The organism is Nocardia vulneris (assembly GCF_001613425.1).
GTDB lineage: Bacteria > Actinomycetota > Actinomycetes > Mycobacteriales > Mycobacteriaceae > Nocardia > Nocardia vulneris.
In genome coordinates, this window is sequence record NZ_BDCI01000008.1 from 187909 (window position 1) to 204458 (window position 16550).

Annotated in this window: 14 protein-coding genes and 1 tRNA gene; 9 read left to right on the top strand and 6 right to left on the bottom strand. The window is 68.3% G+C overall.

Annotated features, from left to right (window positions below; all coding sequences use genetic code 11):
- Nucleotides 1-49 precede the first annotated feature (49 nt).
- Nucleotides 50-1621 carry an esterase-like activity of phytase family protein gene (locus NVU01S_RS12095; protein ID WP_307681704.1) on the top strand — a complete coding sequence of 524 codons (1572 nt, stop codon included), beginning with the start codon at nucleotides 50-52 and terminating at the stop codon, nucleotides 1619-1621.
- On the opposite strand, the gene NVU01S_RS12100 is transcribed toward NVU01S_RS12095, so the two are convergent.
- The 3 genes from NVU01S_RS12100 to NVU01S_RS12110 form a co-directional block, all read right to left on the bottom strand.
- Nucleotides 1602-2330, bottom strand: coding sequence for a DUF998 domain-containing protein (locus tag NVU01S_RS12100; protein ID WP_063776067.1), 729 nt, complete (start codon nucleotides 2328-2330; stop codon nucleotides 1602-1604). The genes NVU01S_RS12095 and NVU01S_RS12100 overlap by 20 nt on opposite strands.
- A 752-nt stretch (nucleotides 2331-3082) precedes the next feature.
- Nucleotides 3083-3451: a very short patch repair endonuclease gene (locus tag NVU01S_RS12105; protein ID WP_029894786.1), complete on the bottom strand. Its 369-nt coding sequence runs from the start codon at nucleotides 3449-3451 to the stop codon at nucleotides 3083-3085.
- A gap of 560 nt (nucleotides 3452-4011) precedes the next feature.
- Nucleotides 4012-5145, bottom strand: coding sequence for a DNA cytosine methyltransferase (locus tag NVU01S_RS12110; RefSeq protein ID WP_175068891.1), 1134 nt, complete (start codon nucleotides 5143-5145; stop codon nucleotides 4012-4014).
- A 392-nt stretch (nucleotides 5146-5537) separates the two neighbouring features.
- Between NVU01S_RS12110 and NVU01S_RS12115 the strand changes: the two genes are divergently transcribed.
- The 5 genes from NVU01S_RS12115 (at nucleotide 5538) to NVU01S_RS12135 (ending at nucleotide 13549) form a co-directional block, all read left to right on the top strand.
- Entirely contained in the window at nucleotides 5538-6785 is a 1248-nt protein-coding gene (locus NVU01S_RS12115; protein WP_014981034.1) for a KasA/KasB family beta-ketoacyl-ACP synthase, read from the top strand.
- A 106-nt stretch (nucleotides 6786-6891) separates the two neighbouring features.
- Nucleotides 6892-8820: a long-chain-fatty-acid--AMP ligase FadD32 gene (gene fadD32 / locus NVU01S_RS12120; protein ID WP_043681141.1), complete on the top strand. Its 1929-nt coding sequence runs from the start codon at nucleotides 6892-6894 to the stop codon at nucleotides 8818-8820.
- A 292-nt stretch (nucleotides 8821-9112) separates the two neighbouring features.
- Nucleotides 9113-11002: an ABC transporter ATP-binding protein gene (locus tag NVU01S_RS12125; protein ID WP_043681112.1), complete on the top strand. Its 1890-nt coding sequence runs from the start codon at nucleotides 9113-9115 to the stop codon at nucleotides 11000-11002.
- Nucleotides 10999-12879: an ABC transporter ATP-binding protein gene (locus NVU01S_RS12130; RefSeq protein ID WP_052281342.1), complete on the top strand. Its 1881-nt coding sequence runs from the start codon at nucleotides 10999-11001 to the stop codon at nucleotides 12877-12879. Before NVU01S_RS12125 ends, NVU01S_RS12130 begins: the two co-directional genes overlap by 4 nt.
- Nucleotides 12880-12931: 52 nt before the next feature.
- Entirely contained in the window at nucleotides 12932-13549 is a 618-nt protein-coding gene (locus NVU01S_RS12135; RefSeq protein WP_014981038.1) for a putative glycolipid-binding domain-containing protein, read from the top strand.
- Between the two features lie 42 nt (nucleotides 13550-13591).
- On the opposite strand, the gene NVU01S_RS12140 is transcribed toward NVU01S_RS12135, so the two are convergent.
- Nucleotides 13592-14602 carry a prephenate dehydrogenase gene (locus tag NVU01S_RS12140; protein ID WP_209444891.1) on the bottom strand — a complete coding sequence of 337 codons (1011 nt, stop codon included), beginning with the start codon at nucleotides 14600-14602 and terminating at the stop codon, nucleotides 13592-13594.
- Between NVU01S_RS12140 and NVU01S_RS12145 the strand changes: the two genes are divergently transcribed.
- The 3 genes from NVU01S_RS12145 to NVU01S_RS12155 all read left to right on the top strand — a co-directional run bounded on the left by NVU01S_RS12145 (nucleotide 14601) and on the right by NVU01S_RS12155 (nucleotide 15761).
- On the top strand, nucleotides 14601-15140 hold the full coding sequence (locus NVU01S_RS12145) for a tRNA adenosine deaminase-associated protein (RefSeq protein WP_029894770.1): 540 nt from the start codon (nucleotides 14601-14603) through the stop codon (nucleotides 15138-15140). The two genes, NVU01S_RS12140 and NVU01S_RS12145, sit on opposite strands and share 2 nt — an antisense overlap.
- Before the next feature lie 34 nt (nucleotides 15141-15174).
- Entirely contained in the window at nucleotides 15175-15609 is a 435-nt protein-coding gene (locus tag NVU01S_RS12150) for a nucleoside deaminase (protein WP_043681144.1), read from the top strand.
- A gap of 61 nt (nucleotides 15610-15670) precedes the next feature.
- A tRNA-Ser gene (locus NVU01S_RS12155) sits at nucleotides 15671-15761 on the top strand.
- 51 nt (nucleotides 15762-15812) lie between these two features.
- Here the strand turns inward: NVU01S_RS12155 and NVU01S_RS44795 are convergent.
- Nucleotides 15813-16136, bottom strand: coding sequence for a helix-turn-helix domain-containing protein (locus NVU01S_RS44795; protein WP_043681145.1), 324 nt, complete (start codon nucleotides 16134-16136; stop codon nucleotides 15813-15815).
- A 2-nt stretch (nucleotides 16137-16138) separates the two neighbouring features.
- Complete coding sequence (locus NVU01S_RS12165; protein WP_043681118.1) at nucleotides 16139-16507, bottom strand: type II toxin-antitoxin system RelE/ParE family toxin; 369 nt, start codon at nucleotides 16505-16507, stop codon at nucleotides 16139-16141.
- Nucleotides 16508-16550: the final 43 nt, after the last annotated feature.

Genomic DNA, 16550 nt, shown 5'->3' on the forward strand with positions numbered 1-16550 from the left:
GTCACCCGCGCGTCGTCCAGATTTCGGATCGGCGCGGTAGGCATTCCGGGTGAAAGATCGATCTCGTCCTCGCATCACCGCCGTTGCCGTCCTCTGTGCCGGTGTACTGGCCGCAAGCTGCTCCAGTTCCGACAGCGGGGTGGATTTCACCGCGACCGCCGGGCAGCCGCTGGTGATCTCGCTGGATGACCTGCTCGCCAAGACGGGCGGCAGTGCCGCGGTCGGACTCGCCGACCCGGCGCACGGCACACTGAGTCGTCGCGTCGACGGTGCGCTCGTGTACACGCCGAACCCCGGCTTCACCGGTGCCGACACCTTCGAGGTGACCACCACCGACGCGGTTCGCCTGTACACCACCGACATTCCGGCGCTCGGCGAATTCGGCGGAACGACGGTGCAGGGCAGCGGCTTCGGCTCGGCGTGGACGCCGGTGCCGGGCAGCACGGACGAGTTCTACGGGCTGACCGACCGCGGGCCGAACGTGGACGGTCCCGGCAAGAACGAGAAGCTCTCGCCGACACCGGCTTTCGTGCCGAAGATCGGCCGATTCACGTTGGTGGGCACCCGCGCGGTGCTGCAATCCACGATCGAGCTGCGCACCAAGGCCGGTGTCCCGTTCAATGGCCAGGTCGATGTGGCCGCGAGCACCGGCGAGACGATCAAGGATCTCGCCGGAAACGTCTTGCCGCCCACCGATCACGGCCTCGATCCGGAGGGTCTGGTCGCACTGCCCGACGGCACCTTCTGGGTGTCCGACGAATACGGTCCGTTCCTGGTGCATTTCGATGCGAAGGGGGCCGAGATCGAACGCCTCGCCCCGGGTTCCGGTCTGCCCAAGGAGCTTTCGCTGCGCACGCCGAACCAGGGCATGGAGGGTCTGACGGTCACCCCTGACGGCAGCACCCTTGTCGGCCTGATGCAGAGCGCGCTCAACACTCCCGGCCTCAGCGGCTCCGCGAAGGAGATTCCGCTGACCCGCATCGTCACCGTCGATCTGAAGACGAAGGCGCTGAAGGAATTCGTGGTCCCGCTGGAGAACCCGAAGAGCACCAAGGTCGCCGACTCGGAGATCACCGCGCTCAGTGCCACCACGTTCCTGATCGATGAGCGGGACGGGAATCTGGCGCCGAAGGGCGACAAGAAGCTGTGGACGGTGGACATCGCGGCCGCGACCGATATCGGTCCCGACGCGAAAGTTCCTGGTGCGCAGTATGACCCGGAGCGCGGGCTGCAGGTCGACGGCAAGTCGCCGGAGGCGCTGGTCGGTTCGGTCACCACCGCGGAGGGCGTCGCCGCGCTCACCAAGGCCGGGATCACCCCGGCGGCCAAGCCGAAGAATCTCGATCTCGGCGCCCTGGTGAAAGAACTCGACGCGAACGGAAAGTTCTTCGGCCACGACAAGATCGAGGGCGTCGCCACCACGGACGGCGGCAAGACGCTCTACATCGCCAATGACAGCGACTTCGGTCTGGCCGCGAGCACCGGCGAGCAGCCGCCCTTCGGGCTGAAGCCGAAGACGCTGCCGAACGGCGTGCAGGACAGCGGGGAGATCCTCTTCGTCGACACCACCAAGTTGCCGGCGAAGACCGACAGCCACACGATCAAGCTGACGGTGAAGTAACTTCGTCGGGGTCCGGGTCGGTCCATTCCCGGCCTTCCAAGATCACCGCGGCGGCCAGCGTGATCAGCCACAGTGACATCGAGCTGACCTGGATGCGCTGGGCGATGCCCAAGGCATAGTTGCCGGGCAAGTTGTCGGCTACCAGCATCCACACGGTGGCCGCCGACCCGAGCACGAGAACCACGAGGCCGAACTCGCGCAGGATCCGCCAGCGGTGGTAGCGGAAAGCGGCCAAGCTGAACGCGAAGGTCGCGACCGCGATCGACGTCACCGCGATGGTGCTGGACAGCGCGTGCGGCTGGTGCAACTGCGGGAACAACTCGCTGCCGCCCCCGCCGCACGTGGTGTCGCCCTTCGCGCAATCGCGCAAGGGCAACAGCACATCGGCAATGGTGGCGGCGCCGAAACAGAACAGGGCGACCCAGCCCACGGTGGTGAGCCGGCGACGCGGGAACAGCAGGAGACCGCCGATCGCGGCGGGAATCAGCAGTGCGCCGACGATCTTGTCGGCGGTCGCGAACACCTGCCGGTAGGGCTTGCCTTCGGCGTCCAGTTCGCTGAGGAACGAGTTGACCGGGTCGATATCGAGCTTCAGGAAGAACTCGAGCACCCAGGACGAATAACAGAGCCCCGCGATCAGGATGGCCGCCGCGATCACCAAGGACGCCACCCGCACGCGCCGTTCGGCGATCTTCCGGCTACCAGTCACGGAACCATTCTCCTGCCTGCCGCTGGACCGATGACCAACGGTAGGCCAGCGTGTCTCGGCTGTCACACGGCATTGCCAAGCGATACACAGGCTCTTGTCAGGTTCGGTGGCCACCCTGGGCAGGGAAGCGTTCCCAAGGAGGTTCCCATGATCGGCTACGCAACAGCCGCCGCCGCCCTCGCGGTGATGTCCGTAATGGTGGCGTCGAGCTACGTGGCCGCCCACGCGCCCCGCACCCTCGTCCGAGTCCGCAACCGCTGACCCCCAGGGCCTGGCTCGGCCTGTCGGCAACCCTCGCTCACCCCGCCGCGCCCGTCCTCGGCGGCCCGCCGCGTCGCTTGCCGACTCGCCGCTACGCCGGGTGACGGTCTGCCGGTGAGTAGACCGTCACGATTCGCCGCTGCGCCCAGTGACGGCCTACCGCCGTGCCGCTCGACGGCCCGTTACCGCGCGTATGCCGGGTTGCTGAGCGACCAAGATCAGGGGGAACTGGTGGCGGCATCGCCCAAGAAGCCACCGCCACCAGTTCCCCCTGATCTTGAAGGGTCCTGGAGCTACGGTGCTGCGCTTCGCGCCCGTCACCCTCGACCAGCACCAGGGTTAGCATCCGTGGCCTTGTGGCCTTGTGGCCTTGTGGCCTTGTGGCCCAGCGATTCCGGCGGCCAGCGATTGCCGCGAACGCACGGCCTCGTGTACTCGACCCGCCAGGATTCGGCGTACGGCGTCCTCCGTTGGACGGTGTGTCGCGGTGTTCAGCTGCGCAGGGCCGCTTGGACGCGGTCCGCTGCGGCGACTGCGTCCTCGTGTTCCCACACGCGGATGACCTGCCAGCCCGCCTCGGTCAGCGCCGCGTCCGTGGCGCGATCGCGCGCCACGTTCCCGGCCAGTTTCGCGGCCCACCACTCGCCGTTGTTGCGGGGATCGGTGGCGTGCTGCGGACACCGATGCCAGAAACAGCCGTCGACGTAGACCGCGACGCGTAGCCGGGGAAACACCAGGTCGGCTCGCCGCCGCTGCCCGCGGATCGGTGCCCGATCGACGAAGTACCGCAGCCCCCGCCGATGTAATTCCTTGCGCAAAGCCAACTCCGGCTTGGTCCCACTCCGCCGCTGCCGCGCCATCCGCGCACTGGTCGCCGCATCCGTAACCGGACGCCCCCGACCCTCCGCGCGCACTGTTTCGCTCCCCGCGCGCGTGTCAGTCGGCGATTCCTCGCGCGGCGCGCGATTTCCCGCGCGGGGCGGTTCGTTGTCCGCGTGGACGTCGGTCGGCGTCCGCATGTGCGGCTCGCCGTTCTCTGCGCGTGCCGTTTCGCTCCCCGCGCGGTTGGCGGGTGATCGCGTGGGTGGCGCGTTCTCTTTGACGTCGTCCTGGCTGTCCGCGTGGGTGGACGCCGTCGCTCGTTTTCGTGGTTCGCGCCCCTCCGCGCGCACCAATTCGCTCCCCGCGCGCGTGTCAGTCGGCGAGTCCCCGCGCGGCGTGCGATTTCCCGCGCGCGGCGGTTCGTTGTCTGCCGCAGAGGTAGCACGCGCGTGTTTCGCACCGCTCCCGCTGTCGGTATGCGCGGCGGTCCTTTCTTGTTCGCGTGGTTCGCCGTGCTCCGCGGGCTTGGGGGTGACGCCTGTGGGTGAATCGTCCGGCGGGGGAGTGCTCGGTGTGCGCCTGTCTGCCGGATCCGGGCTCATGCGGCCCAGCCGCCCATGCGGTGGAGGTGGCTTTCTACGTCGTCGAGAAAGCCTGGGGGGAAGCGGAGGCTGCCCATGGTGGTGCGGCGGAGGAAGCCGGCGGTGGCGCGGGCGGACAGCAGGCGGGAGTCGGTGAGGTAGTTCCGCAGGTCCTCGTAGGGTTCGTGCACCGGCCAGGTGGAGACCGGCACGCGGTAGGCGACGCCGTTGTGTCCCCAGGCTGCGGCGGGCCACGGTGTTCCGGGTGGTAGCGGCTGATCGCCCGGGATGGGGTCCAGCGGTGCGCTGAGCCGCGTGCCCACCCAGCCGGCCATCCGGACGCTCACCGCGTTGCCCACCAGCTTCCACCGATGTCCTTTGCGCACCCCGGGCACGTCCGCGGCGGGCGCGGTCCAGTCGGGGTCGAAGCCTTGCAGCCGTTCCACATCCACCAGCCCGGGCGTGACGATCTCGCCGGAGGGCAGGCGCACGGCGGGCGGGCTGGCGATCCCCAGTGCCGAGCCGCCCTTCAGCGTCGGTACCGCGTTCACCGCCCAGCCCAGGCCACGTACGCCTTCGGTCCAGTAGAAGCCGCACGGGTCGTGGTCGGCGTCGCCGACGATGCGCGGCCCGGCGTCGTCGCCGAACAGCACCCCGCGCGGGTCCTCGGTGCGCGAGGCGAGCATCAGCACCCGCTGACGCCGCTGTGGCAGGCCGAACGCGCGCGCGTCCACCACCCGGTAGGCCCAGGTGTAACCGAGCTCCTCCAACGCCGTCGTGATGTGCCGCATCGCCGCGCCCCGGCCGAGTTGCAGCATGAACGGCACGTTCTCGATCAACAGCCAGCGCGGCCCGCGTTTGCGCCGCACCAACCGGAACACCTCGTCCACCAGGCCGGAGCGTTTCCCCGTGATACCCGCAGTCCGGCCGGCCTGGGACAGGTCCTGGCAGGGGAACCCGGCCGCGACCAGCTCGGTGCCCGCGGGGATCGCGCGCAGCGTGGTGATGTCGGAGTGCAGCGGCACGTCAGGGAATTGCGCGGCCAGTACACCTTGCGCGCCGGCGTCGACCTCGCACAGCAGCTCGGTCTGCCAGCCGTTGTGCCCGAGACCGAGCTCGAGCCCGCCGATCCCGGCGAACAGCCCGACCATCCGCGCGCCCGTCACCGACCGTCCTTCCTCGCCTCAGTGGCCGGGTCGCGCCGACCTCGCGCCCCGTGCCCGGGGTAGCAGGTTACTCGAGTTGCCCGGCGCCGTCCGCGAACAACGCGATGACGGGCAGCGGACGGCACCGGTGGTGGTGCGCCTGGTACGGTCCGCGTGTCAGCAAGATGATCGGTCTGCTGCTCCTCGATAATGCTCATCGGCCGATCACGTGCGGCCCTGATGACAGGCTCGGCGGGCGTTTCTGCCTGCGTTCATGCGTGCTCCGCGCGGATGCCGCCCCGGTTTCTCCGGCGCGTCCGCGGACGAAATGCCATTGCTCCACCAGGTTTTCGGCTCGACAGATTTCTTAGTCGTCACGCTAGGGAAAGTGAGCGAACATGCAGGTACCTTCGAAAAACAGGAGCTTTCCCAACGTGGTCGTCACCAGCCTGGCGGCCACCACGTCGATCGCCGGTGACGTCGATTCGACCTGGAAAGGCCTGCTCAACGGGGAGAGCGGCATCGATGTCCTGGAGGACACTTTCATCGACCAGTTCGAGCTGCCGGTGCGCATCGGCGGGCACCTGAAGGTCTCGCCCTCGGACTGCCTCACCCGTAACGAGGTGCGCAACCTGTCCTACGTGGAGCAGATGGCGACCGTGCTGTGCCGCGAGGTGTGGCGCAACGCGGGCAGCCCGGAGGTCGACAAGGACCGGCTCGGCGTGTCCATCGGTACCGGCATCGGCGGCAGCGAATACCTGGTCGGGGCCAGGGACCGGCTGGAACACGGTGGCTACCGCAAGGTTTCGCCGCTGACCATCCAGCGGATCATGCCGAACGGTTCGGCCGCCTGTGTCGGCGTGGAACTCGGGGCGCGGGCAGGTGTGGTGACTCCGGTGTCGGCGTGCTCCTCCGGCTCCGAGGCGATCGCGAACGCCTGGCAGATGATCGTCATGGGTGACGCGGACATGGTGGTCACCGGTGGCGTCGAGGGTTCGATCCAGGCCGTGCCGATCGCGGCGTTCACCATGATGCGCGCGATGAGCACCCGCAACGACGCCCCGAAGAACGCCTCGCGCCCGTTCGACAAGGACCGCGACGGGTTCGTCTTCGGTGAGGCCGGCGCGATGATGGTGATCGAGACCGAGGAGCACGCGAAGGCACGCGGTGCGACGATCCACGCGCGCATCATGGGCGCGGGCATCACCTCCGATGCGTTCCATCTGGTCGCGCCCGAGCTCGAGGGCAAGGGTGCCGCGCGAGCGATGACCAAGGCGATCGAGAAGGCCGGGCTGTCCAAGCGCGACATCACGCATGTGAACGCGCACGCCACCGCGACTCCGATCGGCGACACCGCCGAGGCGAAGGCCATCGCGGCCGCGGTCGGCGATCACACCTCGGTGTACGCGCCCAAGTCGGCCCTCGGACATTCGATCGGCGCGGTCGGCGCGCTCGAATCGGTGCTCACCGTGCTGTCCATTCGCGACGGGATCGTGCCGCCCACACTGAATTTGGACAATCAGGACCCGGAAATCGACCTCGACGTCGTCAAGGGCCAAGCCAGGACCGGGCGGATTGATTACGCCGTGAACAACTCCTTCGGTTTCGGAGGACACAACGTGGCGATCGCCTTCGGGCGGTACTGAGCGACGGAAGGCGGCGCACCTGCTAGCCTTCCCGACGCTTCGTTATCGACCTGTGTTCGGTGTAACTGCACGGCCTGAGTGCGTGCTTTGGCAAAAGGATAAGGCGATGATCGACGAGACTTTCGACGACTATTTGGATGACCAGGGCAATATCAAGATCCGCGGTGACAAGACCCTCATCGACTTCGTCGACAAACACAGTGCGGAGAACGGCGACGACCTCGCTTACCGCTATATCGACTATTCGCGGGAACGCGACGGTGAGTACCACGAGCTGACCTGGCGGCAGTTCGGCGTCCGATTGCGTGCCGTCGCGGCACGCTTGCAGCAGGTGACCGAGCCGGGCGACCGGGTGGCGATTCTGGCGCCGCAGGGACTCGACTATGTCGTGTCCATCTTCGCGGCCGTCTACGCGGGGAATATCGCGGTGCCGCTGTTCGATCCGGAGGAGCAGGGGCATACCGATCGGCTCACCGCGGTGCTCGGCGACTGCACGCCGGCGGCGATTCTCACGGTGGGCTCCGCGGCCGGGGGCGTGCGGAACTTCTTCCGACACCTGCCCGCGCCGCAGCGGCCGCGAATCATTGCGGTGGAAGCGATTCCGGACAGCGTCGGCGCGACCTGGGTGCGCCCGGATATCAATATCGACAGCGTGGCCTATCTGCAATACACCTCCGGTTCCACCAGAACGCCTGCGGGCGTGGAGATCACGCACCGCGCGGTGGGCACCAACCTGCTGCAGATGATCGACGCCATCGGCGTCACCGAGAATTCCCGCGGCGTCACCTGGCTGCCGCTGTTCCACGATATGGGCCTGCTCTGCGTGATCCTGCCGACGGTGGGCGGCGGATTCATCACCATCATGTCGCCGAGCGCGTTCGTCCGGCGGCCGTACCGCTGGATCAAAGAATTGGCCGCCGCCTCGGATGGCGCCGGAACCTTCGCCGCCGCACCGAATTTCGCGTTCGAACACGCGGCGGCCCGCGGCAAGCCGAAGCCGGGCGAGGAACTCGACCTGTCGAACGTGATCGGCCTGATCAACGGCAGCGAGCCGGTCTCGGTGTCGTCGATGAAGAAATTCAACGAGGCGTTCGCCCCGTACGGGCTGCCGAAGACGACGATCAAACCCTGCTACGGCATGGCGGAAGCGACGCTGTTCGTCTCGGCGACCAAGGCCGAGGACGAGGCGCGGGTCGTGTACGTCGATCGCGCGCAACTGAATTCGGGCCGGATGGTCGAGGTCGAGGAGGGCGCGGAGAACTCGATCGCGCAGGTCTCCTGCGGTTATGTCGCGCTGTCGCAGTGGGCCACGATCGTCGATCCGAGCACCGGGGTCGAGCGGGGCGACGGCGAGGTCGGCGAGATCTGGCTGCACGGCGAGAACATGGGCATCGGTTACTGGGGGCGTCCGGAGGAGACGGCCGCCACCTTCCGCGCCAAGCTGACCGCCCGGCTGCCCGAGGGCAGCCACGCGACCGGTACCGCCGAGGACGCGAACTGGATGCGCACCGGCGACTACGGCGCCTACCTCGACGGCGAGCTCTACATCACCGGCCGGGTCAAGGACCTGGTGATCGTCGACGGCCGCAACCACTACCCGCAGGATCTGGAGTTCTCCGCGCAGGAGTCCAGTACCGCGCTGCGGCCGGGTTTCGTGGCCGCGTTCTCGGTGCCGGCCAACGAACTGCCCGCGCTGGTCTTCGACAAGAACAGCCACTCCGGGCTCCGGTTCGACGCCGACGACACCTCCGAGCAGCTGGTCATCGTCGCCGAACGCAATACGGGCGCGGGCAAACTCGAGACCCAGCCGGTCGCCGATGTGGTGCGCGCGGCCGTCTCGCAGCGGCACGGCGTCACGGTGCGCGACGTGCTGCTCGTGCCCGCGGGCTCCATCCCGCGCACGTCGAGCGGCAAGATCGCGCGGCGCGCCTGCCGCGCCGCGTATCTGGACGGCACCTTGCGCGGCGGATACCAGCAGCAGGCGTTCCCGGACGCACCGCAGGAGCGCGAGGCCGAAAGCGCGGGCGTCCGCTAACCCGCTGCGCGACACCCCGACCGGCCGGGCCGCTGTCCATCACGGACAGCGGCCCGGCCGGTTTTCTTGACCTCGAGGTTACTTCGGGTTGTTGACTGGGTTCATGACGGCGACAAGGTGTGCGGCGGGGGTGATATCCAGCACGAAGGCCGATGTGCGGGGATCGGCCGGCGCGGAAAATCGGTTGGCTGATGTGGATGTTGATGCCACCCTGGATTGTCGGACCCCGATGCCATCATCAGCGGGCGTCCCGTCTCTTTCCATCGCCAGCCACAGACCTCTAGGGGGAGCTATGTCAGTCGCACTGGACGTCGCGACAGCCGATCCGGAGGCCGACAGACCGCAGCGGCCCGCCGCATCGGCGCCGGGCCGCCTGGATTCGCTGCGGCGGTTCTGGCCGTATGTGCGCCCGCACCGGCGTGCGCTGCTCGGCGCGACCGTGCTCGCGATCCTCTCGTCGCTGACCGCGATCGCCATTCCCCTGGTGATCGCGCGGATCGTCGACGGCCCGATCGCCAGGAAGGATTTCGGCGGGGCGCTGTGGCCCGCGCTGCTCGTGCTCGTGCTCGGCCTGCTGGACGCCGCGGGGGTGTGGGGGCGGCGCTGGCTGGTCGCGAAGCCGGCCACCGAGTTCGAGATCACCATGCGCGCCAAGATCTTCCGCAAGCTGCAGACGCTGGCGATCGGACGGCACGACGCGTGGGAGTCGGGTCAGCTGCTGTCCCGCGCGGTCGACGATATGGCCACCATGCGCCGCTTCGTCGCGTTCGCCGGTCCGTTCCTGATCCTGCACATGGTGCTGATCCCGGTCGGCCTGCTCGCCCTGCTGTGGCTGAACTGGCAGATCGGCCTGCTGTTCTTGATCATCTCGATCCCGTTGACCTACATCGCCGTTCGGTTCGAGCGGGAGTACGCCAAGGCGTCGCGCCGCTCGCAGGACCAGGCGGGCGACCTGGCGACCACCGCCGAGGAATCGGCGCAGGGCGTGCGGGTGCTCAAGGCGTTCGGCCGCGGTGTGTTCTTCGGCGGCCGGTTCCGCGCGCAGTCGCGCGAGTTGCAGCAGACCGAGCTGTACAAGGTCCGGCTGGACGCCCGGTTGTGGTCGGCCATGACCGGCATGCCGCAGCTGGCCATCGTGTTCGCGCTCGGTTTCGGCGCCTGGTCGGTGGTGCAGGGCACGATGACGCTCGGCACCCTGGTCGCGGGCATCACACTGGCGAATTTCCTGCAGTGGCCGATCATCTGGACCGGCTTCCTGCTCGCCGAGTGGAACGACGCGCGCACCGCGGGTGACCGCTACTGGGAGATCATCGATACCCCGGTGGACATCACCGACCCGGCCGATCCGGTCGAGCTGCCCGCGCAGATCGTCGGCGAACTGCGTTTGGACGGCGTGAAATTCAGCTTCCCCGACGCAGAAGCAGAAGTGCTGCAAGATGTTTCGCTCAGAATTCGGCCGGGTGAGACGGTCGCGCTGGTCGGCGCGACCGGCAGCGGCAAGACCGCGCTGCTCAACCTGATCCCACGGCTCTACGACGTCACCGGCGGCGCGATCACCATCGACGGCATCGACATCGCGGACATGCGGTTGGCCGACCTGCGGTCGCTGGTCTCGGTGGCCTTCGAGGAGCCGGTGCTGTTCTCTGCGAGCGTGCGCGAGAACGTCGCGCTGGGCGACCCGTCGGCCACCGACGCCGATGTGCATCGCGCGCTCGACGTCGCCCAGGCAAGCGAGTTCGTGGACGAACTGCCCTGGGGCCTGGACACCAGGATCGGCGAGCAGGGCCTGAGCCTGTCCGGCGGCCAGCGCCAGCGGCTCGCGCTGGCCCGCGCCGTGCTGAGCGGAGCGGGTGCGCTCGCGGGCGGAGGCAAAGCTGATGCTGCGCACAGCGAGACGGCAGGAGGCGACGGGGTGGGTGAACACCGCCGCAGCCGGATCATGGTGCTCGACGACCCGCTGTCCGCGCTGGACGTGGAGACCGAGGAACGCGTGCAGGAGCGGCTGCGCACGGTGCTGGCCGGCGCGACCACCCTGCTCGTCGCCCATCGCCCGTCGACGGCGGCGCTGGCCGACCGGGTCGCGGTGCTCGCCGAGGGCCGGATCGTCGCCGAGGGCACCCACGACCAACTGCTGCGCAGCAGCAGCCGTTATCGCGAACTGATGGGAGGTGAGCAGCAATGAGTACAGAAACCGTCACGTCGAAAGACGTGGTACCGGAGCCGGATTCGTCCGTGACCCCGCCCGCGCGGGACGAGGCCGCCGACTGGCGCGGCATCGCGAGCGAGGACAAGGAGGTCACCCAGGCCGGAAACCTGGTGCTGGCCGGTCGATCCCGGCGGCTGCTGCTCGACCTGATCCGGCCGTACCGCAAGCTGGCGGCGCTGGCGCTGGTGCTCATCGTGGTGGACAACGCCGCGATGGTTTCGGCGCCGCTGTTCGTCGCGCACGGCCTCGACACCGGCATCAGCGAAGGGCGCAAAGGCAATTGGACCCCGCTGGCCTGGACGGTCGGCGGGTATCTCGGCGCGGTCCTGCTCGGGGTCGCGACCACGTTCCTGTTCCTGCGCGTGTCCGGCCGGCTGAGCCAGAGCGTGCTGTTCGACCTGCGGGTGCGCTCGTTCACGCATATGCAGCGGCTCAGCGTCGCCTTCCACGAGAAGTACACCTCCGGCAAGGTGGTCGCGCGGCTCACCGGTGACATCGAGACGCTGCAGGAGCTGCTGGAGAGCGCGCTGAATCAGGCGCTCAGCGCGATCCTTTCGGTGCTCACCATCGCGGTGCTGCTGATCTACCTGAACCTGACGCTGGCCGCGATCGTGCTGATCGGCTTCGTGCCGCTGGTGCTCGTCACCCGCTGGGCCCAGCGCAGGCAGCGCGCCGGATACCGCCGGACCCGCGGCGCCATCGCGAAGGTGGTGGTGCAGTTCGTCGAGTCGATGGGCGGCATGCGCGCGGTGCAGACGTTCCGGCGTGAGCAGCGCAACGAGTCGGTGCTGGCGCACGAGGACGCCGAATTCCAGCGGGCGACCACGGCCGCGATGCGCGGCATGGGCGATTACGCGGGACTTACCCGGGTGATCGGCAACATCACCCGGGTGATCATCATCGTGGTGGGCGCCTGGTTGGTGATCGAGGGCAACCTCGCGCTCGGCGTGCTCGCGGCATACCTGTTGTACCTCAACGAGTTCTACGGTCCGCTCGACGAACTCGCGCAGGTGTTCAACTCGTACCAGTCCGCCGCGGCGGCGCTGGAGAAGATCTCCGGCGTGCTGGAGGAAGAACCTTCGGTGCGCGAACCCGCCGAGCCGGTGTCGCTGACCAAGGGCACCGGCGCGGTCCGGATGGATCGGGTGTCGTTCGGCTACGGCGAGCGCGAGGTGCTGCCGGAGTTCAGTCTCGATATCCCCGCGGGACAGGTCGTCGCCCTGGTCGGTGCGACCGGCGCGGGCAAGTCGACCCTGGCCAAGCTGCTGACCCGGTTCTACGACCCGTCCAGCGGCACGGTCACCCTCGACGGGATCGATCTGCGCCGGATCACCGACACCGACCTGCGCCGCAATGTCGTGATGGTCACCCAGGAGTCCTACCTGTTCTCCGGTTCGGTGGCCGACAACATCCGGCTCGGCCGGCCCGACGCGTCCGACGCGGAGGTGTTCGCGGCGGCCCGCGCGGTCGGTCTGTACGAGTTCGTGCAGGCGCTGCCGGAGGGCTTCGACACCGATGTGCGCAAGCGGGGTGGCCGGTTGTCCGCGGGTCAGCGGCAGTTGGTCGCCTTCGCCCGGGTGTTCCTCGCCGACCCGGCGGTGATCGTGCTGGACGAAGCCACGTCCAGCCTCGACATCCCGGGCGAGCGGCTGGTGCAGCGGGCACTGGAGACGGTGCTGCGCGACCGCACCGCGATCATCATCGCGCACCGGTTGTCCACGGTGGCCATCGCCGACCGGGTGCTGGTGCTGGAATCGGGCCGTGTCGCCGAGGACGGCACCCCCGGTGAGCTGATCGCGGGCACCGGCAAGTTCGCCAGCCTGCACGCGGCGTGGCGCGAGTCGTTGGTGTGATGCGGGCCCGGTGTGGTGCGGGCAACGGCCTGGCGTCGCTTACGGTAGAGATGTGACGATCCCAGCCTCCGAGAGCCAAGCCACCGGCAACGAGACGCCACCGGCCTCCCGCTGGCCGGCGATTCTCACCTGGCGCGCGCACAACGCGTCCCGGATGGAATCGGTGCGCGTGACCCTCAACGGCAACCGCATCCGCGCCGCCGGTCGCATGATCGGCGGCGCGTGCGACGACCACCCGGCCTTCAGCGCGTCCTACGACCTGGTGACCGACGAGAGTGGCGCCACCAAACGCCTCTCGCTGCGCACCACCACGGCCGCGGGCGAACGGCACGCGTCCATCGCCCGGGACGAGGAGAACTACTGGCTGGTGGACGCGGGCGGCAGCCACGTCCGCTCCACCTTCGCGGGCGCGCTCGACGTGGACGTGGTGCTCAGCCCGTTCTTCAACACGCTGCCGATCCGGCGCTTCGACCTGCAGCACGCGGTGCATGATGTGCAGGTGCCGGTGGTCTATGTGCGGCTGCCGGACCTGCTCGTCCAGGAAGCCAGCCTGACCTACAGCGCGGCGGCCGACGGCATCAGCGTGCTGTCGCCGGTGTCCAGCGCGACCGTCACCGTCGATGCCGACGGTTTCCTGCTCGACTACCCGGGCCTGGCCGAACGCATCTGATAATCCGGAGTCCGGCAATTCGCTGCTCTCCAGGACACGGCACTAGTTCAGTCGGGTGATGACGCCGCCGCGTTGTCCGGCGTCGCGCAACTTCGCCAGCCAATTGTGGTCGCCGGGGTGGATATCGGTGATTTCCCAGCGTTGCGCGGTTTCGTAGCGTTGCCTGGCGTCGTGTCCCGCCTCGACCAGCTCGGCCAGGGAATTGTCGGCGCGCAGCGAGTCGCGGGCCGCGCCGAGCAGTGTGAGCGTTTCGTCGAGCACGTCGAGCAGGGCGCCGGAATTCGGTTCACAAATGGCGCGCACCAGATCGGGTGCGGTGCCCGCGACCCGGGTGCCGTCGCGGAAAGAACCGGCCGCCAACCCCAGTGCGAGATCGCCGCCCGCCGCGCCGGCCACCGCCAGCGCCTCGGCCAGCACATGCGGCAGATGCGAGATCCTGGCCACCGCGCGGTCGTGCTCGTCGGCGACCACCGGGACGACCACCGCACCGCAGTCCAGGGCCAGCCGGGTCACCGTGGTCCACGGTTCGGCGCGGGTGCCCTCGTCCACGCCGACCGCCCAGACGGCGTCCCGGAAGAGCTCGGGATCGGTAGCGGCCCAGCCGGATTCGGCCGTGCCCGCCATCGGATGACCGCCGACGTAGCGGGCCGCCAGTCCTTCCTTGCGCACCGCCGCCGCGACCGGGGCTTTGACGCTCACCACGTCGGTCAGCGCACAGTGCGGCGCGAACGTCGCGACGGCTGAGAGCAGCCGGCCGACCGCGGGCATCGGCACCGCGAGAACCAGCAGCGCGTCGGCCGCAGCGGCCCTGGTGAGGACGGTGGGCAGATCTTCGGTGACATCGAATCCGTCCGCCCGCGCCGCGCCCGCGCCGGTCGCCGAACGGTTGAAACCCCAAGCGTCATAGCCGGCCGCGACCGCGGCACGCAGCAGAGAACCGCCGATCAAACCGGTTCCGAGGACACAAACGGAGGCTTTCGGGGCAGCAGTCACCCCAACAGATTCGCATACGACTTCAACATTTCCGCTCGAGCAGACTACCGTTGCGGCCATGGCAGCACAGCGCTCGGGCACGAATAGGGCGACGTCGGACGATTACGACGACGTAGAAGGGTTCGCAGTGGCGGTTGTCCGCGAAGACGGCAAATGGCGGTGCAGCCCGCTGAGCCAGGCGGCACTCACCGATTTGTCCGCAGCGGAAAACGAACTGAAGGCTTTGCGCAGCTCGGGTGCGGTATTCGGCCTGCTCGACATCGACGACGAGTTCTTCATCGTGGTTCGCCCCGCGCCGAGTGGCACCAGGATGCTGGTATCGGACGCGACGGCCGCCATTGATTACGACATCGCCGCCGACGTGCTCGAAGCCCTGAACGTGGAAATCCCCGACATCGATCCCGACGAGCTCGACGACATCGAGCCGTGGGAGGAGGGCGACCTCGGCGTGCTCGCCGATCTGGGTCTGCCCGAACCGGTGCTCAGCGTGATCCTCGCCGAAACCGACCTCTACCCGGACGAGCAGCTCGGCATGATCGCCCAACGGCTCGGCTTCGCCGACGAACTCTCGGCGGTGCTGGACAAGCTGCCGCGCTGACGTGGCCGCGGAACCCTTCCCTTCCGACACCGACATGGTGCGCGCCGCGATCGCCGCGGCCGCCGCCGCGGACCCCCGCGACGTCCCCGTCGGTGCCGTCGTATTCGATTCCGCCGGAAGGGAACTCGCCCGCGCAGCGAATGCCAGGGAGGCGCTCGGTGATCCCACCGCGCACGCCGAGGTCCTGGCGCTGCGTCGCGCGGCCGAGATCCACGGCGACGGCTGGCGTCTGGAAGGCGCCACCCTCGCCGTCACCCTCGAGCCCTGCACCATGTGCGCGGGGGCCCTGGTGCTGGCCCGGGTGTCCCGTCTCCTCTTCGGCGCATGGGAACCCAAGACCGGTGCCGTCGGCTCGCTCTGGGACGTGGTCCGTGACCAACGCCTCAACCACCGCCCGCAGGTCCGCGGCGGCATCCTCGAGTCCGACTGCACCACCCTCCTGACCACCTTCTTCCACACCCAACGCTGACCCCCCACCCCCTCTCCCTGCGGATTTAACGATCAGCCCAGGGTCCGGTATGGTTGTCGGCGGTGGCGTGTCCGAGCGGCCTAAGGAGCACGCCTCGAAAGCGTGTGAGGGGTAACCCCCCTCCGAGGGTTCAAATCCCTCCGCCACCGCCAAAGCCCCGCCCTGTTCCGACAGGTGCGGGGCTTCTTGTTTCGACGGCCCGTTCAGGCCACGTGCTTGACGGTGACGATCTCCACCTCGAGGGCGTCTGAAACCCGCAGCAGAGTCTTCAAGGTGGGCACGACGTCGCCGGACTCCAGCCGGGACACCGCGTGCTGCTTCAATCCAGCCCGCTCGGCGAGCTCCGATTGGGTCCAGCCGCGCGCCTCTCGAGCAGCCCGGACCGCGTCACCGATCTCGGCAGCCAGTCGGAATGCTGCTGCTGCCGCCCGATATTCGGGAGTGGCTCGTTTGGCGGCGAGACTGGCCGTGAGCTCGCTTCGAGTCTTCTTCGCGGTGGTTTTGGTCTTGGTCTCTGTGGCTGTCACGATCACTCCGTTTCGAACGTGGTGTGGAAGCTGAGGTCATGCTCGGTCTCGCAGACTTTGCGTGCGTGCTTCGCCCTCATGACCTGTTGACTCTCCACCTGTTTGGTCTTGCGGAAGGCGGTGAGAAGGATCGCCAACGGCCCCGCTTTCGGCGGGAACCAGTACGTCATGCGGGTCGCCCGGTCACCGCTGAGCCGGAAGCGGAGTTCACGGACGCCGTCGCCGAGATAGCGGCAGTGAGGTTCGCTGAGCGTCGGGCCATGTTCTGCGAGGTACCCGGCAGCGGTATCAGCGCGGGCGAGGTCGAGAATCGACAGGGTATCGAGGAATTCGAGCACTTCGTCGTCAAGATAGATCTCGAATAGCTCCACTACCTCAGGATATCACGTACATGTGATAGTCGGCGTTCTGGAC